The organism is Streptomyces sp. NPDC002138 (assembly GCF_040296485.1).
GTDB lineage: Bacteria > Actinomycetota > Actinomycetes > Streptomycetales > Streptomycetaceae > Streptomyces.
Map to the genome: position 1 here is coordinate 1 of NZ_JBEOXE010000028.1, position 17,381 is coordinate 17,381.

General features: G+C 72.5%; 15 protein-coding genes. 5 read left to right on the forward strand and 10 right to left on the reverse strand.

From position 1 onward, the window contains the following. The 7 genes from ABT084_RS19500 to fahA all read right to left on the reverse strand — a co-directional run. Positions 1-2,135 (reverse strand): fumarate reductase/succinate dehydrogenase flavoprotein subunit (locus tag ABT084_RS19500; protein ID WP_351045232.1); only part of this gene is annotated, 2,135 nt, incomplete at its 3' end. Beyond that, a complete protein-coding gene (locus tag ABT084_RS19505) occupies positions 2,132-2,938 on the reverse strand; it encodes an ABC transporter ATP-binding protein (protein ID WP_351045235.1) in 807 nt (268 codons plus the stop codon). The genes ABT084_RS19500 and ABT084_RS19505, both read right to left, overlap by 4 nt. Beyond that, positions 2,935-3,768 (reverse strand): ABC transporter permease, encoded by an 834-nt coding sequence (locus ABT084_RS19510; protein WP_351045237.1) that lies wholly within the window; start codon positions 3,766-3,768, stop codon positions 2,935-2,937. Before ABT084_RS19510 ends, ABT084_RS19505 begins: the two co-directional genes overlap by 4 nt. Then, positions 3,765-5,132 carry an ABC transporter substrate-binding protein gene (locus tag ABT084_RS19515; protein ID WP_351045240.1) on the reverse strand — a complete coding sequence of 456 codons (1,368 nt, stop codon included), beginning with the start codon at positions 5,130-5,132 and terminating at the stop codon, positions 3,765-3,767. The genes ABT084_RS19510 and ABT084_RS19515 overlap by 4 nt, the downstream gene beginning before the upstream one ends. A 44-nt stretch (positions 5,133-5,176) precedes the next feature. Beyond that, entirely contained in the window at positions 5,177-5,404 is a 228-nt protein-coding gene (locus ABT084_RS19520; protein WP_351045243.1) for a 4Fe-4S dicluster domain-containing protein, read from the reverse strand. A 58-nt stretch (positions 5,405-5,462) separates the two neighbouring features. Beyond that, the gene (locus ABT084_RS19525; RefSeq protein ID WP_351045245.1) at positions 5,463-6,233 is read right to left on the reverse strand and encodes a GntR family transcriptional regulator; all 771 of its coding nucleotides are present in this window, start codon (positions 6,231-6,233) and stop codon (positions 5,463-5,465) included. 151 nt (positions 6,234-6,384) lie between these two features. After that, the gene (fahA, locus tag ABT084_RS19530) at positions 6,385-7,647 is read right to left on the reverse strand and encodes a fumarylacetoacetase (protein ID WP_351045248.1); all 1,263 of its coding nucleotides are present in this window, start codon (positions 7,645-7,647) and stop codon (positions 6,385-6,387) included. Positions 7,648-7,787: 140 nt separating this feature from the next. On the opposite strand from fahA, the gene ABT084_RS19535 reads away from it, so the two are divergent. After that, on the forward strand, positions 7,788-8,606 hold the full coding sequence (locus tag ABT084_RS19535) for an HAD family hydrolase (protein ID WP_351045250.1): 819 nt from the start codon (positions 7,788-7,790) through the stop codon (positions 8,604-8,606). A gap of 250 nt (positions 8,607-8,856) precedes the next feature. Here the strand turns inward: ABT084_RS19535 and ABT084_RS19540 are convergent, their stop codons facing one another. Both ABT084_RS19540 and ABT084_RS19545 read right to left on the reverse strand, forming a co-directional pair. After that, a complete protein-coding gene (locus tag ABT084_RS19540) occupies positions 8,857-10,863 on the reverse strand; it encodes a CocE/NonD family hydrolase (RefSeq protein WP_351045253.1) in 2,007 nt (668 codons plus the stop codon). Positions 10,864-10,921: 58 nt separating this feature from the next. Further along, positions 10,922-12,424, reverse strand: a complete 1,503-nt coding sequence (locus ABT084_RS19545; protein ID WP_351045256.1) for a peptide MFS transporter — start codon at positions 12,422-12,424, stop codon at positions 10,922-10,924. 208 nt (positions 12,425-12,632) lie between these two features. On the opposite strand from ABT084_RS19545, the gene ABT084_RS19550 reads away from it, so the two are divergent. From ABT084_RS19550 to ABT084_RS19565, 4 genes are all read left to right on the forward strand, one after another. After that, the gene (locus ABT084_RS19550; protein ID WP_351045259.1) at positions 12,633-13,643 is read left to right on the forward strand and encodes a polyprenyl synthetase family protein; all 1,011 of its coding nucleotides are present in this window, start codon (positions 12,633-12,635) and stop codon (positions 13,641-13,643) included. 237 nt (positions 13,644-13,880) lie between these two features. Beyond that, positions 13,881-15,098, forward strand: coding sequence for a LolA family protein (locus ABT084_RS19555; protein WP_351045262.1), 1,218 nt, complete (start codon positions 13,881-13,883; stop codon positions 15,096-15,098). A gap of 119 nt (positions 15,099-15,217) precedes the next feature. Further along, complete coding sequence (locus tag ABT084_RS19560; protein WP_351045265.1) at positions 15,218-15,421, forward strand: ribbon-helix-helix domain-containing protein; 204 nt, start codon at positions 15,218-15,220, stop codon at positions 15,419-15,421. Beyond that, positions 15,418-15,834, forward strand: a complete 417-nt coding sequence (locus ABT084_RS19565) for a hypothetical protein (RefSeq protein ID WP_351045268.1) — start codon at positions 15,418-15,420, stop codon at positions 15,832-15,834. The genes ABT084_RS19560 and ABT084_RS19565 overlap by 4 nt, the downstream gene beginning before the upstream one ends. Positions 15,835-15,845: 11 nt before the next feature. Here the strand turns inward: ABT084_RS19565 and ABT084_RS19570 are convergent, their stop codons facing one another. Next, the gene (locus ABT084_RS19570; protein ID WP_351045270.1) at positions 15,846-17,189 is read right to left on the reverse strand and encodes a M28 family metallopeptidase; all 1,344 of its coding nucleotides are present in this window, start codon (positions 17,187-17,189) and stop codon (positions 15,846-15,848) included. Positions 17,190-17,381 lie beyond the last annotated feature (192 nt).

Here is a 17,381-nt window from a genome sequence, read left to right on the forward strand (position 1 = left end):
GCCGTCAAGGAGGAGACCGCATGACACCCGCCGAGCTGCGCGCCCTCTGCCTCGGATTCAACGCCGTGGCCGAGGAGTTCCCGTTCAACCCGGAGCCGCTCGGCGAGCGCGGGCCCGGCCCCCGCGGGGAGGGTTTCGCCGACCGCGGCCACGGCGGCCGCGCGCACCGCCGGATCCGGGTCGGTGAGATAGGGCAGCAGCGCCGCGAGCCCCGGCGCCTCCTCCGCCAGCGCGAGCAGTTCGAGGATCCGGGGCGAGCCCGGGCCCCGCCGCAGCGCGGGGGAGGCCGGTGCCGCGGGGGAGGCCGCGAGCGCGGGGGTCACCACCGGCGCCGTCCGCGGACCCGCCGTCGCGACGTCCCACGGGTGCACCTCGCCCAGGTGCCGGGAGGCCCCGCCCGCCGGGGCGAACTCCGCGACCGGCACCACGTACGGCTCGACCGGGCGCGCCGTGAACTCCATCGCCCCGCCGGGGGACTTGCGCAGGTCCAGGTGATAGAGCCAGTCCTCGTCGTCGCGCTCCGGATGGTCGAGCCGCTCGTGGTAGAGCCCCCAGCGGGACTCGGTGCGGGCCAGCGACGAGCGGGCCGCCATCTCCGCGCAGTCCCGGATGAACGACACCTCCGCGCACCGCATCAGCTCGTGCGCGGTGAGCGCGCCCATCTCCGCGATCTCCCCGGACATCCGGTCGAAGGCCTCCACCGCGAGCGAGAGCTTCGCGCCGGTCTTCGGCGGGGCCACGTAGTCGTTCACGAACCGCCGCAGCTTGTACTCGACCTGCGGCTGCGGCGGCCCGTCCGGGTGCCGCAGCGGCCGGTAGACCAGTTCGTGCGCGGCGGCCACCTGGTCCGTGGGGAGGGGGCCCTCGTACGCCGTGTACCGGGAGGCGTCCGCGCCCGCCAGGTCGCCGAAGACGAACGCGCCGATCATGTAGTTGTGCGGTACGGACGCCAGGTCCCCGGCCGCGTACAGCCGGTCCACCGTGGTGCGCGCGTGCGCGTCGACCCGGACGCCCGAGGCCGAGTGGCCGCCGCACAGGCCGATCTCCGAGATGTGCATCTCGATGTCGTGGGTGCGGTAGTCGTGCCCGCGGTTCGCGTGGAAGGTGCCGCGCGTGGGGCGTTCGGTGGTGTGCAGGATCGATTCGAGGGAGGCGACGGACTCCTCGGGGAGGTGGCTGAGCTTGAGGTACACCGGCCCCCGGTCGGAGGCCAGTTCGGCGGCGAACTCGGCCATCATCTGGCCCGACCAGTAGTCGGAGTCGACGAACCGCTCGCCGTGCCGGTTGACCTGGTAGCCGCCGAAGGGGTTGGCGACGTACGCGCACGCCGGCCCGTTGTAGTCCTTGATCAGCGGATTGATCTGGAAGCACTCGATCCCGGTCAGGGCGGCGCCCGCGTGGTAGGCCATGGCGTAGCCGTCGCCCGCGTTGGTCGGGTTCTCGTACGTGCCGTAGAGGTAGCCGGAGGCGGGCAGTCCGAGGCGTCCGCACGGGCCGGTCGCCAGGATCACGGCCCCGGCGCGCACGGTCACGAAGGCACCCGTGCGGGTGTGGAAGCCGGCCGCCCCGATCGCCCGGCCGTCCTCGGGCGAGGTGAGCACGCGCACCGGCATCACCCGGTTCTCGATCCGGATCAGCTCGCGCATCTCGCGCCGCCGCAGCTGCCGGTAGAGGACCTTCTTGACGTCCTTGCCCTCGGGCATCGGCAGCACGTAGGAGCCGGAGCGGTGCACCTGGCGCACCGCGTATTCGCCGTGCTCGTCCTTCTCGAACTTCACCCCGTACCGCTCCAGGCGCTGCACCATCGCGAAGCCGCGCGTGGCGGTCTGGCGCACCGTGGACTGGTCGACGATCCCGTCGTTGGCGCGGGTGATCTCGGCGACGTAGTCGTCGGGCTCGGCGCGGCCCGGCACGACGGCGTTGTTGACGCCGTCCATGCCCATGGCGAGGGCGCCGGAGTGCCGTACGTGCGCCTTCTCGAGCAGGAGCACGCGGGCGCCCCGCTCGGCGGCCGTCAGCGCCGCCATCGTCCCGGCGGTGCCGCCGCCGATGACGAGGACGTCGCAGGAGATCTCCTCGGCCGAGCCGATCGCGGGGATGTCCACGGTGCTGCCTTTCCGTTCGGTTCCGTTCATCGGGCGGTGCTGTCGGGGGCCGCCGGGTCCTCGCGCAGCGAGCGCAGGACCTCCTCGCGCAGGGCCTCGTGCGGGGCGTGGCCGGCCGCCGACCGGTCGCGCGGCCGCGGTACGCCGAGCACGCGCCCGGCGGCGAGCAGCGCGACCCGGTCGCCCAGGAAGAGGGCCTCGTCCACGTCGTGCGTGACGAAGACGACGGTCGCGCCGGTCCCGGCGAGCACCTCGACCAGCAGGTCCTGCATCTCGGCGCGGGTACGGGCGTCGAGCGCGCCGAAGGGTTCGTCCATCAGGACGGCGCGCGGGCCGCCCGCCAGGGCCCGGGCCAGCTGGACCCGCTGGCGCTGGCCGCCGGAGAGCTGGTGGGGGAGCTTGCCCGCGTGCTCGGCCAGGCCCACCCGGGCCAGCCAGTCCGCGGCCGTGGCGCGCCGCCGCGCCCGGGGCACGCGGCGGATCGCGAGCGGGAGTTCGACGTTCGCCCGCACGGTCCGCCAGGGCAGCAGGGCGTCGTCCTGAAAGACCAGCGCCCGGTCCGCGTCCGGGCGCAGCACGGGCCGGCCGTCCTGTTCCACGCTGCCCGCGAGCGGCGGGAGCAGCCCGGCGAGGGTCCGCAGCAGGGTGGACTTCCCGCAGCCGGAGGGGCCGACGACGGCCAGTACCTCGCCCGCCTCGACCTCCAGTTCCACTCCGTCGAGGACGACGCCCGGGCCCCGTCCGAGGCGTACGCCGCGCAGCGCGAAGCGGGCGCCCGGGACGCGTGCGCCGGGGGCCGCCTGCGCCTGCGCGGGGGTGGTCGTGGTGCTCATGCGGCCGTCACCTCTTTCGTCGCCGGTGCCTTCCGGGCGCGCGGGGGGCGAGCGGGCTCGGGGGCGCGCTCGGGGAGCCAGCGGGTCAGCCGCCGGCCCACCCGTTCGACGGCCGTCGAGGTCAGCCAGCCGAGGGCGCCGATCGTGGCCATGCCGACGAAGACGCCGGGATAGTCGACCACCGTGTAGTCCTGCCAGGTGCGGTAGCCGACCCCGTACTCGCCGGAGATCATCTCGGCGGAGATCACACAGATCCAGGACACCCCGATGCCCACCGACAGCCCGCCGAAGATTCCCGGCAGCGCGCCCGGCAGGACCACGGAGAACAGCACCCGCGCCCGGCCGCCGCCCAGGGTCAGGACGGCCTCCTCCCACACCGGGCTCAGCGCCCGGACCGCGTGCCGGGTGGAGACCAGGACCGGGAAGAAGGCGGCCGCGCAGGTGATGAAGACGATCCCCTGCTCGTTGGAGGGGAACAGCAGGATCGCCACCGGGACGAGCGCGATCGCGGGGATCGGGCGCAGCACCTCCAGCACCGGCCCCAGCAGGTCGGCGGCCACCTTCGAGCGGGCGGTGGCCGTGCCCACCGCCACCCCCAGCACCGCGGCGAGCACGAAGCCGGTGACGATCCGGCGCAGGCTGTCGGCGAGGTCCTGCCAGTACGGGCCGGTCGCCGCGCGCTCGGCGAACTTCGCGGCGACCTCGCCGACCGTCGGGAACTGCTCGAAGCGCAGCCACAGATGCACGTCCAGCGAGGTGAGCAGCTGCCAGGCCAGCAGTGCCGCCGCGAGGGAGGACAGCCGCAGCAGCCTGCGGCCCGCGCCGCTCATGCGGAGGACCCGGCGAGCCCCACGGCCTCCTCGTACGTCACCGTGCGCGCCCCGCCGCCGGAGTGCGCGGCGACGTACGCCGTGGCGCCCGCGGGGGTGACGAAGGCGCGCAGCTCGGCGCCCTCGGCCACCCACACGGCCTTGTCGGCGAACCAGGGGGTGCCGGTCACCGCGTCCGGGACGTAGGCGGCCCGCACCGAACCGCCCGCCGCGCGCGCCGCCTTGAGCAGGTCGCGCGGGGAGTCGTAGGCCGTGGTCCGGGGCTGCCCCTTGAGCCACAGCTCGGGGCGCGGGGCGGCCGGCGGCGGGTAGGCCGGGCCGCCGGCGGCCGCGATCCGCTTCAGCGGCTCGGGGTCCACGAAGGCGTCCACGTCGACCGCGGTGACCAGTTTGGCCGCCGCCAGCACCGGCACGTCCTGCTTGAGCGCGGCGATCAGCTCGGGCCGCAGCGCCGGGTCGAAGGTCGCGATGCCCTGGGCGCCGTTGTAGAGGTACACCACCTCCGCGGGCAGCCCGGTCTCCTTGGCCACCGTCTCGGCGGCGGCCACCGGCTGGTCGCGCAGGTAGGCGGTCGCCTTCTGCTGGGCGCGCAGGAAGTCGTCGAGGACGCCCGCCCGTTCGCTTGCGAACCTCTCCCGGACCGTGACGCCGTGGAAGGTCGCCAGGTTCAGTTCGGCCCCGTCGTACAGGGCCTTGGCGCGGCCCTCGAAGGCGAGCTGGCCCGGCCAGGCCACGAACTGCGACAGCGCGTCCACGCTGCCCGCCTGGAGCGCGGACGCGCCCACGCTGGGCTGCTGGTTGAGTTTCTGGATGCCCTTCTCGGGGTCGATCCCGGCGCGCTGCAGGGCCCGTACGAGCGTGCCGTCGGCGGCCGAGCCGACGCTCGTCGACACCTTCTTGCCGCGCAGGTCGCTCAGCGACTCCAGCTTCGAACCGGGGGCGGTGACGACGGTGTTGAGGCCGCCGCGCAGGTTGTAGCCGGTGACCGACACCAGGTGGGTGGGCTGTTTCAGCTCCTTGCCGCGGGCCGCGTTGATGAGCAGCGGGAAGTCGCCCATCGAACCGATGTCGATCTTCCCGGCGGTCATCTGGGCGGTGATGGGCGCGCCGGTCGCGTAGTCCTGCCAGTCGACCTTGTACGTCACCCCGTCCCGCTCGCCGCGGGCGGCCAGCTCCGCCTCGAAGTAGCCGAGGGAGCGCAGCAGGGTGCCGGCGGTGACGGTGTTGATGGTCTTGGACTGGTAGCCGACGGTCACGGTGACCGTCTTGGCGCCGTCCGCCCCGGCCGCGCCGCCGCCGCAGGCGGTGGCCATGGGCAGCGGGGCCAGCAGGAGGAGCGCGGGCGCGAGGGCTCTCGTACGCATCGGGGTCCGCGGGGTCCGCAGGGTCCACATGGGGGCAGGGCCTTTCACCGGAGCAGGTAGGGCATGTTGACGGTCACCGCGCCGGTGGGACAGCGGGCGGCGCACGGGCCGCAGTACCAGCACTCGTCGACGTGCATGTAGGCCTTGCCGTTGTCCTGGCGGATGGCGAGGGAGTCGAGCGGACACATGTCGACGCAGAGGGTGCAGCCGTCGATGCACAGGGACTCGTCGATGGTCACGGGCACGTCGCCGCGCTGGGGGGCCAGAGGCATGACTGTCTCCAGGAAGGAGTGGAGGGCGGGTTCGGGGGGTTGGGTCAGCGGTCGCGGGTCAGCGGTCGCGGCGCAGCAGGCCGCTCATGGTGATCCGGTCGCCGCGGAAGCGGATGAACTCCAGGTCGACGGGGCGTCCGTCGTCGAGGTGGGTGAGCCGCTCCAGCATCAGCACGGCGGCGCCGCGCGGGGCCTGCAGGACGGCGGCGGAGTGCGCGTCGGCGTTGACGGCCTCCAGGGTGACCTCGGCGTGCCCGAGCGGGCGGCCGGTCAGGGTCTCCAGCAGCCGGAAGACGTCGGTGTGCTCCAGGTCGCAGTCCAGGAGCCGGGCGCCGATGTCCATCGGGACGTAGGTGAGGTCGAGGGAGAGCGGCAGGCCGTCGAGCCGCCGCAGCCGCTCGATGTAGAGGACGTCGCCGTGTTCGGGGACGCGCAGGCGCTCCGCGACGGGCGCCGGGGCGGGTACGGGCCCCACCGCGCGGACCTCGTTGGTGACCGTGCCGTGGTCGTGCAGGGTCTCGGCCAGGCCCTGGAGGCGGTCGAGGCCGTGCGGGTACTTCGCGCAGACCACGACGGTGCCGACGCCGGGCTGGCGGGCCACGAGCCGCTCGCCGCGCAGCAGGTCGAGGGCTTGGCGGACGGTGTTGCGGCTGGCGCGGTAGTCGGCGGCGAGGGTGTCCTCCAGCGGGAGGACCCCGCCGGGGAAGTGGCCCGCGAGGACCTGGTGGCGGAGCAGGTCGGCGAGCTGCCGGGCGCGGTCCGCGCGCAGCCGTCGGCGGCGCGCGGCGGCGACCGGGACGGTGTGCTCACGGATGCGTTCGGCTGGCATGCGACGGAACATACCGACGGGCCCCGCGCGGTGGTGTTTCCGCAGTGTTGCGCCACCGGGCTGGGCCCGGAGCGCCGCTCTGACCTGGGCTTTCACCGGGGTGGCGGAAAGATCCGCCACCCCGGTGGGAGGTCGCGTCCCGGGGTGTGGACTAGCGGGCGTCCGCGATGCGGGCGGCGGCGATGGTGCCGGTGACCTCGCCGAGGCCGACCCTGGTGCCGTCGGGGCCGGGGGCCCAGGCGGTGAGGGTGACGGTGTCGCCGTCCTCCAGGAAGGTGCGCTTGCCGTCGGGCAGTTCGAGGGCGTCGCGGCCGTTCCAGGTCAGCTCCAGGAGCGAGCCTCGCTGGCCGGTCTCGGGGCCGCTGACGGTGCCCGAGCCGTAGACGTCGCCGGTGCGCAGGGAGGCGCCGTTGACGGTCATGTGGGCGAGCTGCTGGGCGGCCGTCCAGTACATCGAGGAGAACGGCGGGTGCGCGACCTCGTGGCCGTTGATCGAGACCGTGATGTGCAGGTCGAAGCCGCCCTGCTCGTCGGCTCCGGCGTCGCTGTCGTCGAGGTAGGGCAGCAGCGGGAAGTCGCGCGCCGGGGGCGCGACGCGGGCCGCGTCCAGGGCCTCCAGCGGGGTGACCCAGGCGGAGACGGAGGTCGCGAAGGACTTGCCGAGGAACGGGCCGAGCGGGACGTACTCCCAGGCCTGGATGTCGCGCGCCGACCAGTCGTTGAGCAGGAAGAGACCGAAGACGTGCTCGCGGAAGTCACCGAGGGGCACGGCCGTGCCCAGCTCGGAGGGGGTGCCGACGACGAAGCCGACCTCCGCCTCGATGTCGAGCTTGATGCTCGGGCCGAAGACGGGCGCGGGGTCCGCGGGCGCCTTGCGCTGGCCGCAGGGCCGCACGACGTCCGTGCCGGAGACGACGAGGGTGCCCGCGCGGCCGTGGTAACCGATGGGCAGGTGCTTCCAGTTGGGGGTGAGCGCGTCCCCGTCCGGCCGGAAGATCCGCCCCACATTGGTGGCGTGGTGCTCGCTCGCGTAGAAGTCGACGTAGTCCGCGACCTCGTACGGCAGGTGCATGGTGACGGCGTCGAGCGGCACCAGGTGGGGCTCGACGGCGGGGCGGTGGCCCGGGTCGGTGACCCACGCGGTGAGCGCGCGGCGCACGTCGTGCCAGGTGGTGCGGCCCGCCGCCAGCAGCGGGTTGAGGGTGGGCCGGCCGAGCAGGCCGGCGTACGGGGACCCGAGCGCGAGGGCGACGGCGCCGGCGTCCAGGACGTACGCGCCGATCCGCACGCCGATGCGCCGCCGGGGCTCCGCGTCCCCGCCCGTCTCCTCGGCGGTGGAGAACACGCCGTACGGGAGGTTGTGCGGCCCGAACGGGTCGCCCTCGGGAACGTCGAGGGGGCTCTGCAGGGGCATGGGATACTGCCTCGCTTTCCGGGCGGTCCGGGGGTGTCCCGGGTCTTGTTGACACGTTACGTGCCTGGTGGGGCCTGCGGGAGGCCGGATTGGGGCGCTATTTGTAGGACTTGTCCAACGAGGTCCGTATCCTTGAACCCGTGACTTCCGCCCCCCTTCGCGCCCTCCCGTATGCCCTGATCGCCACTGACCTGGACGGGACTCTGCTGCGCGCCGGTGACACGGTCTCCGCCCGCTCGTACGCGGCGCTCGCGACGGCGCGCGCGGCGGGCGCCCGGCACATCATCGTCACCGGGCGCCCCGTGCCGCAGGTCCGCCACGTCCTGGAGGACCTCGGCTACACGGGGCTCGCGGTGTGCGGGCAGGGCGCGCAGGTGTACGACGTGGCGGCCGGGCGCATGCTGTACTCCGTCCCCCTGGACCGGGAGCTGGCGGAGGTCGCGCTCGGCAAGATCGAGGCGGAGGTCGGCGAGGTGTTCGTGGCCGTCAACCGGGAGGGGGTGGACGCGGAGATGCTGATAGGGCCGGGCTACCGGATGTGGCACCCGCACCTGCCGACCGTCCGGGTGCCGCGCCGGGCGGACCTGTGGTCGGCCCCGATCAACAAGGTGCTGCTCCAGCACCCCGCGCTGGACGACGACGAACTGACCCGGATCGCGCGGGGCGTGGTCGGCGACCTCGTGAACGTCACGATGGCCGGGGAACACACGGTGGAACTCCAGCCGCCGGGCATCGACAAGGCGAGCGGCCTGGCCCGGGCGGCGGCCGTCCTCGGCCTGGACGCCTCGTCGACGATCGCCTTCGGTGACATGCCGAACGACATCCCCATGTTCACGTGGGCCGCGCACGGGGTGGCGATGGCGAACGCGCACCGCGAGCTGGTCGCGGTGGCGGACGAGGTGACCCTGTCGAACGAGGCGGACGGCATCGCGGTCGTCCTGGAACGCCTGTACGCGTAGCGAGGCCCGGGGGCAAAGTCAGCCCGCCCGGCTGGGTGTGGGCCCGGGCAAAGTCAGCCTGCCCGGCGTTTGAGGGCCCGCCGGAGGCGACGTGGTGTGGCGGCGACCGCTGGCCGTCCCCTCCGGGGGCGCCTCAATCGCCGGCGGGGCTGGGTGTGGGCCCGGGTGGGCCCGGGCAAAGTCAGCCTGCCCGGCGTTTGAGGGCCCGCCGGAGGCAGGGGGGCGGAGGCCCGTGAACCCGGATCAAGGGTCAGCCCGCCGTGCGGGGGAGGCGGCGGGTCCAGGTGCGGTGGAAGAGGACCTCGTCCCCCTCCCGGCACACGACCTCGTCCGACGTCAGGAAGCCGCCCTCGTCGCACGAGATCTCCGACCGGGTCTCCACCCTCGCGTCCCAGCCCCGCTCCGGCCGGTGCAGCCGGATCCGCCACTCCGAGAGCGTCCGGGCCGACAGCGGGTCGCCGTCCTCGATCTCGTACACCTCCCGCGCGTCCTCGCTGAACTCCAGCCCGTCCGGGTACACCCGAGTGCCCCCGTACCGGGGGTCCACCTCCAGGCGCCACAGCCCCCGCGCCACGTCCCGGACGAGCAGCCGCTCCGGACGCGGTTCGTCCAGCGTGGCGGGGTGGACCACGCCGAGCCCCTCGGACTGCTCCGGGGGTTCGAAGGTGATCTCCCGCCCCGCCCCGGCCCCCGGATCCCGCACCGGCAGGGTCAGCGCACTGCCCGCCGGCTCCAGCGTCCAGCCCGCCTGCGACCCGGCCCGCGGCCAGATCCACGGCCAGTACGCGGAGGACACCGCGAGCCGGATCCGGTGCCCGGGCGGAAAGGCGTGGCCGATCCCGTTCAGCTCGAAGGTGACGTCCTCGTACGCGCCCACCGGCCACGGCACCGCCTTGTCCCGCCCCCGCCGCGCCGACAGGTTCAGGGCCCCCCGGGTGACCAGCGTCGAGGACCCGTCGGGCGCCACGTCGCAGACCCGGGCCACCACCTGCCCGTACGGCACGTCCATCCGCAGCCGCAGGGTGACCCGCGGGCGGCCCAGGATCTCCAGCCGCTCGCCCGCGCCCACCGGGAATTCGAAGCAGGCCGACTTGGCGTCCTCCTCCCGCTGGTCCGGCGGCAGGTCGCCGTCGTTGCCGAAGGGGAAGAAGCGCCCCGCGTCCAGCCCGGTGTGCTGCGGCGACGCCACGAGCACGGGGCCGCCCTGGAGTCCGTACGAGACCGGCGCGACCGCGGGGGAGGGCCAGGCGGCGTCACCGACCCAGCGGCCCTCCAGCCGTTCGTAGACGGTCGCCGGAGGGTGCGACTCGCTGATCCAGGAGCGCAGCAGCGGCTCGTCCATGACCCCGTTGTCCACGCCCTTGAGCCAGTGGTCCCACCACCGCAGCGTCTCCTGGAGGAAGCCGATCGCCGGGCCGGGCGGCAGGCCGCGGTCGGGGTACTGGTGGGACCAGGGGCCGATCAGGCCGCGCACCCGGTCGGCCGGCAGGTGCTCGACCAGCCGCAGGACGGTGTCCCGGTAGGGGTCGTGCCAGCCGCCGACGGCGAGCACGGCCGCGCCGATCGCGGCGTAGTCCTCGCAGACGCTGCCGTGCTTCCAGTAGCCGTCGCGGGTCTGGTGCGCGAGCCAGGTGTGGACGAGCGGTTCGACGGCCTCCAGCCGCTCCAGCCACTGCTCCTTCCAGCCGTCGCCCGCGTACAGCGGGTCCGGCGGCCGGGCGGTGAAGGCGAGCATGGTGGCGGCCCAGGCGTGCATGTCGACGGCGAGGACGGAACCGCCCATGTAGTGGACGTCGTTGTCGTAGCGGTCGTCGGTCGAGCAGACGGTGACGACCGCCTTGAGCGGCTCGGGCGCGAGGGCGGCGATCTGCAGGGAGTTGAAACCGCCCCAGGAGATGCCGAACATGCCGACGGAGCCGGTGCACCACGGCTGCGCGGCCAGCCACTCCACGACGGCGACGCCGTCGGCCAGTTCCCGGGCGTCGTACTCGTCGCCGGGCCGCCCGCCGCTGTTGCCGTGGCCGCGCACGTCGACCCGTACCGAGGCGTAGCCGTGCCCGGCGTACCAGGGGTGGCGCTGGTGGTCGCGGGGCGCGGTCCAGTCGCTGAGCCGGTACGGGAGGTACTCCAGCAGGGCCGGAACGGGCTCCTCCGTCACCGGCCGCCAGATGCGGGCGTACAGCTCCACTCCGTCGGGGAGCGGAATCCGGACATCCTCATGGGTGGTCCCGTACGGGAAGTCGGTGCGGATGATCATGCGCGGCCTCAGCCCCTCGCCATGCTCGTGGACCGGCGGGCGGTCGGTGGACGGGTGCTCAGTGGACGGGGTGCATCGTGCGCCGCAGCCACGGCGCGAGGGCGATCACGGCCAGGCCGGCGGCCACCGCGATCGCGCCGTTGACGCCGAAGTACGCGGGGACGGAGACCTTGCCGTAGACCTTGACCACCTGGGCCTGGATGCCGTTGGCGAGGGCCAGCGAGAGGAACCACAGGGCCATGGTCTGGCTGGCGTAGGCCTTCGGGGCGAGTTTGGTGGTGGCCGACATGCCGGAGGTCTCCAGCAGGACGTCGCCGAGGCCGAGCAGGAGGTAGGAGCCGACGATCCACCAGGCGGCCATCGTGAAGGTGTCGTCGCCGCCGTGCCCGGAGGTCGGGATGGCCATCAGCAGGAAGGACAGGCCGCCCAGGATCACCCCGATCGCGATCTTGTTGGAGGAGTGCGGCTGGCGGCGGCCCATCCGGACCCAGAGGGCCGCGACGACCGGGGCCAGCGCCACCTCGAACGCGCCGAGCGCGGAGGCGTACCAGCTCGCGGGGAAGTGGAAGCCGAGGATCGAGGTCCGGGCGTTCGTCGAGGCCAGCAGCATCATCGTCGAGTACGCCTGGAACAGGATGAAGTTGAAGGCGACGGAGGCGAGGAAGAGCACCACGTACGGGCGCAGCCGGCCGCGCTCCTCGGCGCTCACCCGGGGGCTGCGGAACATGACGGCGAAGTAGACGACCGGGGCGATCACCGAGATCAGGGTGAGCAGGTCGACGAACCGGCCCATGGTGAGCCATCCGAGGCCGGCCAGCAGGGTGGCGAGCAGGGCGACGGCCACCAGTCCGACCGCGATCGTCCACACGGCGCGGCGCATCGCGGCGGGGGCGAGGGCGTACTCGGCGGAGTGCTTTCGTCCGGCCAGATGGCGGCGTCCGAGGACGTACTGGATCAGGCCCGCCGTCATGCCGATGGCGGCGGCGGAGAAGCCCCAGTGCCAGCCCTCGTGCTCGCCGAGCCAGCCGGTGATGAGGGGACCGGCGAACGCGCCGATGTTGATCCCCATGTAGTAGAGGGCGAAACCGGCGTCGCGGCGCTGGTCGTCGGTGCGGTAGAGCTTGCCGACCATGCTGGCCACGTTGGGCTTGAGGAGCCCGGTGCCCGCGCTGATCAGGCCGAGGCCCGCCCAGGTCATGGCGGCGGTCGGCACGGCCATCGCGTAGTGGCCGCAGGCGATCAGGACGCCGCCCCACAGGACGGCGCGGTAGGCACCGAGGATCCGGTCGGCGAGCCAGCCGCCGGCGACGGAGACGAGGTAGACCATGGTTCCGTAGGCGGCCGACACGGACGCGGCGGTTCCCGGGTTCATTCCGAGGCCGCCGTTGACTACGGTGTCCGCGAAGTAGAGAACCAGGATGGCCTGCATGCCCAGGAACGAGAAGCGCTCCCAGACCTCCAGTCCGGAGAGCGTCGCCAGGCCCCTGGGATGACCGAGGAAGGCGTGGTCGTCGTCGGGCGGCGGCTGGTCGGCCTCCGGGCCCGCCGGTTCGTCTCTCACGGGTGCTGTTCTGGACAAAACGCATTCTCCGGTCGTATCGGCTCCTCAAGAACATACCGGGGTGGTTCGGGCGGTGCGCGGGTGGCGACCCGGCGGGCGCTCTCGGTGATCGAAAACAGACCGGATACGCTGGCTTGAGTGATGGCAGCGACACATCGACAATCCAGGTGATCGTCACCGTGATCGTCAGCAGACAGGAGTACCCCTCGTGACCGTCGTCGGGCCGTTCGGACTGAGCGTGCGGGACCAGGCTCTTGAGAGCGATGTCCAGGCCGGACTGGCCGCAGTCGAGGCGGGTCTGCTGGAGGCGACCAAGAGTGAAGTCCCTTTCATCACCGAGGCCGCACAGCATCTGGTGAGAGCCGGCGGCAAGCGGTTCCGGCCGCTGCTGGTGATGCTCGCGTCCCGCTTCGGCGATCCCTACGCGCCCGGCATCGTGCCGTCCGCGGTGGTCGTCGAGCTGACGCATCTCGCCACGCTCTACCACGACGACGTCATGGACGAGGCGGACGTCCGGCGCGGGGTGGACAGCGCGAACACCCGCTGGGGCAACTCCGTGGCCGTCCTGACGGGTGACTTCCTGTTCGCCCGCGCCTCGCACATCCTGGCCGACCTCGGACCCGAGGCCGTCCGGATCCAGGCCGAGGCCTTCGAGCGGCTGGTGACGGGTCAGATCCTGGAGACGGCAGGCCCGCGCGACGGCCGCGACCCCGTCGCCCACTACCTCGACGTCATCGCGGGCAAGACCGGCTCGCTGATCGCCGTCTCCGGCCGTTTCGGCGCGCTGATGTCCGGCGCCGACGAGTCGGTCGTCGACATCCTCACGCAGTACGGCGAGCGCCTCGGCACCGCCTTCCAGCTCGCCGACGACGTCCTGGACATCGCCTCCGACTCGCACGAGTCCGGCAAGACGCCGGGTACGGACCTGCGGGAGGGCATCCCGACGCTGCCCGTGCTCCTGCTGCGCGAGATGGCGGCCCGGGACGGGCGCGAGGACGACCTGGAGCTCGTACGCCTCCTGGACGGCGACCTGACCGACGACGCCCGGCACGCCGAGGTGCTGTCCCGGCTGCGGGTGCACCCCGCGCTGGAGCAGGCGCGGCGCGACACCATCCGCTACGCCGAGGACGCGCGGGCCACGCTGGCCCCGCTGCCCGAGTGCTTCGCGAAGTCGGCCCTGGAAGAGCTGTGCGACGCGGTGGTGCACCGGGCCGGATAGGTCCTTCGGCAGAGACGAGGCCCTCCGACCCCCTACGGGATGGGGACGGGGGGCCTTCGTCGTGTCATCCCTCGGGCGTACACGGAGTTGGCTCCGAGGAGTGATGCCGCGAGGGGCCTCGGTTTGGTCAGATAGAGGCACATCCCCACCAGATCGGGTGAGAGTGGCGGCGCGGGGTGGACGTGGACAAGCCGGGATGGGTAGGTCGCCGCCTACACACAGAGGTAGGGCAGAGACATGGCAGCGAACGTAAAGACGACTTCCCGCAAGGCCTCGCGGTACGCGGTACCGGTGGTGGTCGTGGGAGTGGCCGTGGCGACCGTCGGACTGGTTCCGGCCTTCGCCAACGCGAGCGGACCGGACCTTCCGAAGGTGACGGCGCAGCAGCTCATCGAGAAGATCGCCGCGTCGGACACGCAGCAGCTGTCCGGCACCGCGAAGATCAGCGTCGACCTCGGCCTGCCGAGCATGGCGACGAACCTGCTGAACCGCGGGGGCATCTCCGGCGGCTCGGCGGACCCGCAGGACAAGCTCGCGCAGCTCGCGGCGGGCACGCACACCTTCAAGGTCGCGGCCGACGGCCCGGACCGCCAGCGGCTCACCTTCCTGGACGGCAAGGACGAGTACAGCCTCATCCACAACGGTGACGAGGCCTGGGGCTACGACAGCAAGTCCAACGAGGCCTTCCACGAGAAGAACGCGGGCGCCAGGGCGGGGGAGAAGGGCAAGGAGCACAAGACGGCCGACCGGCTCGGCTCCTCGCCCGCCCAGCTCGCCGAGGAGGCCCTCAAGGCCGCCGGCACCACCACCGACGTCAGCGTGGGCGACACGGCCCAGGTGGCCGGGCGCGACGCCTACCAGCTGGTGCTCAAGCCGAAGGCGTCCGGCTCCACGATCGGGTCCGTCCAGATCGCCGTGGACGCCAAGAACGGCGTGCCGCTGCGCTTCCAGGTGCTCTCCAGCAAGGGCGGCAAGCCGATCCTGGACGCCGGCTTCAACAAGATCGACTTCGCCAAGCCCGCCGCCGACACCTTCACCTTCACCCCGCCCAAGGGCGCCAAGGTGCGCGAGGGCTCGGACGCCTCGCACGGGGACAAGGCACAGCGCCGCATGGACTCCCTCCCGATCCCCGGGCTGGACGGTCTGACGGGCGCGGGCGGAGCGGGCAAGGGTGAGACGACGGTGCTCGGTGAGGGCTGGGCCTCGGTCGCCCGGATCGACTCGGGCTCGGGCAAGGGCCTCAAGGACTTCGAGGGCAAGGCGAACGAGAAGGGCGCCCCCAAGGAGGCCAAGCAGTTCCTCGACAGCCTCGGTGACAAGGTCACCGGGAAGTTCGGCTCCGGCCGGGTCTTCTCGACCCGCGTGGTCAACGCGCTGATCACCGACGACGGCAAGGTCTATGTCGGCGCGGTCGACAAGGACACCCTCGTGAAGACGGCCAACGCCGGGAAGTAGTCCGGTGGGCCGCCGCGAGCGGACACAGGTGTGACGAGGGTGGCCCGGGACATGTGTCCCGGGCCACCCTTCCCGCGTAACCCTCCTCCGTACAGCGGGCCCGCTGTACGGTGATGGACATGTCGAGACACGTCACCATCCGCCTGGAGGAAGAATTCCACGAGCGCCTCAAAGCGCGCGCGGCGGCACTGGGGACGACGGTCACCGCGCTGATCACCGAGGTCACCGAACGCGAACTGGACGAGGACCGCGAGAACTTCCTCTCCGGAATCGAGGAGTTCGCGGACCACTGGGGCTACTTCCAGGAGCGGTTCGGCCATTGAAGATCACCATGGAGTGGGCCTGGACCGCTCTGGCCCACCATCTCCCGTCCGATCCCGCCGTCTGGGACCCCTCCGGGGTGGCCGCCGCGGTGGCCCGCCACCAGAACGACCTGGTGCTGGTCCCGGAGCAGCCCGCCCCCGACACCGCCTGGCGGGCCGCCGCGTTCCTGCACACCCTCGCGGTGTGCCCGGCGCTGGAGTCCCCGATGAACGAGTTCTACGCGGCGGCGGCCACCCGCTCGTACCTGCGGGTGGCCGGAGCCAAGCAGCTGCCCTCGCCCGAGGCGCTCGGTGACCTGGTGGAAGCCGCGAAAATGGGTCACGCCGACATCGCCGCGGTCGCCGAGGAGCTACGCGCCCGGATACAGGATCCGGTCCCGGAATCACTGCGGGCGCACCCCGAGGGCGCGTAGCGCCACCGGTCTCAGAAGGTGATCTTCCAGCTGTTGATGTAGCCCACGTCCTGCGCGGCCACGTCCTTCACCTGGAGCTTCCAGACGCCGTTGGCGACCTCGCTCGACGCGTTCACCGTGTACGAGGCGATGACGTTGTCGGCCGAGTCCGAGCTCGAGTTCTTCAGCCGGTACGCCGTGCCGTCCGGGGCGATCAGGTCGATCTGGAGGTCGCCGCGGTAGGTGTGGACGATGTTCACGTCCACCTTCGTGGTGGCCGGGGCATTGCCCGTGACACCCGAGACGGTGATCGGCGAACTGACCCCGGCGGCGGGGGAGTCCGGGATGTTGATGTCCGTCGTGTTCTCGAAGGACCGGCCGGGCGGAACCGTGGCGGCCGCGCCCAGGGTCCAGACCGCGTAGGCGATCGCGTCGCTGTTCTTGTCCAGGGCGGCGTCGTCGAGGTTCGCCGAGGTGTCGCACGACCGGTGGTAGCAGGCGTCGAACGCCTTGCCCGAGGTGCCGCCCCACTTCTGGGCCTGCGCGGCGGTCTTGATGTAGTCGGCGCCGCTGAAGAGGCCGCCGACCGGGATGCCCGCGTTCTTGAACGGGGCGTGGTCGGAGCGGCCGTCACCCTCGGTCTCGATCTCGGTGGGGATGCCGACGCCCGCGAAGTACGTCTTGAAGGTCTGCTCGATCGTGGCGTCGTCGTCGTAGACGAAGTAGCCCGGGTTCGGGGAGCCGACCATGTCGAAGTTCAGGTAGCCCGAGATCTTCGACTTCTCGGCGCTCGGCAGGTTGTTGACGTAGTACGTCGACCCGACCATGCCCAGCTCCTCCGCGCCCCACCAGCCGAAGCGCAGGTGCTTGGTGGACTGGAGGCCGGCCCGGGAGACGGCGAGGGCGGTTTCGAGGATGGCGGCCGAGCCGGATCCGTTGTCGTTGATGCCGGGACCCGCGTTCACCGAGTCCAGGTGCGAGCCGGACATCAGCACCGAATTCGGGTCGCCGCCGGGCCAGTCGGCGATCAGGTTGTAGCCGGTGGCGCCGCTGGAGGTGAAGGTCTGGAGGGTGGTGGTGTAACCGGCCGCGTCCAGCTTGGCCTTCACGTAGTCGATCGAGGCCTTGTATCCGGCCTTGCCGTGCGCGCGGTTGCCGCCGTTGGCGGTGGCGATCGACTGCAGCTGGGTCAGGTGCGCCTTGACGTTGGCTATGGGGATGTCGGGCGGCGTCGGCGCGGCCGTGGCCGCGGCGGGCGAGGCCGGCGCCGCGGGGGCCGTGGGGGAGGCCAGCGCCGCGGGGGCGGTGGAGGCGAACAGACCGGCCACCGCTATCGCGGTGACGGCGGCCAGGCGCCGGGAGACGGACAGGCTCATGTGGGGGCTCCGGGATTCCGCGGGGATATGACGGAACGTGCGGGGATAGAGCAGGTGAGCATTCGTGCGTCAGTGCGAGCCTGATGTTCAGCGAGAGTATGACTGCCCGTCAAGGTCACAATCCGGTCAGTAGGGTTCGGAAAACGGACGATCCCCGGTACGGATGTTCCGTACCGGGGACCGTGAGGCGGA

Coding starts and splice junctions, on each gene's coding strand:
- ABT084_RS19525 (WP_351045245.1), bottom strand. CDS start 6,233: ATGCCAGCCGAACGCATCCGTGAGCACACCGTCCCGGTCGCCGCCGCG.
- fahA (WP_351045248.1), bottom strand. CDS start 7,647: ATGCCCCTGCAGAGCCCCCTCGACGTTCCCGAGGGCGACCCGTTCGGG.
- ABT084_RS19515 (WP_351045240.1), bottom strand. CDS start 5,132: ATGCGTACGAGAGCCCTCGCGCCCGCGCTCCTCCTGCTGGCCCCGCTG.
- ABT084_RS19560 (WP_351045265.1), top strand. CDS start 15,218: ATGTCGAGACACGTCACCATCCGCCTGGAGGAAGAATTCCACGAGCGC.
- ABT084_RS19570 (WP_351045270.1), bottom strand. CDS start 17,189: ATGAGCCTGTCCGTCTCCCGGCGCCTGGCCGCCGTCACCGCGATAGCG.
- ABT084_RS19555 (WP_351045262.1), top strand. CDS start 13,881: ATGGCAGCGAACGTAAAGACGACTTCCCGCAAGGCCTCGCGGTACGCG.
- ABT084_RS19505 (WP_351045235.1), bottom strand. CDS start 2,938: ATGAGCACCACGACCACCCCCGCGCAGGCGCAGGCGGCCCCCGGCGCA.
- ABT084_RS19510 (WP_351045237.1), bottom strand. CDS start 3,768: ATGAGCGGCGCGGGCCGCAGGCTGCTGCGGCTGTCCTCCCTCGCGGCG.
- ABT084_RS19540 (WP_351045253.1), bottom strand. CDS start 10,863: ATGATCATCCGCACCGACTTCCCGTACGGGACCACCCATGAGGATGTC.
- ABT084_RS19520 (WP_351045243.1), bottom strand. CDS start 5,404: ATGCCTCTGGCCCCCCAGCGCGGCGACGTGCCCGTGACCATCGACGAG.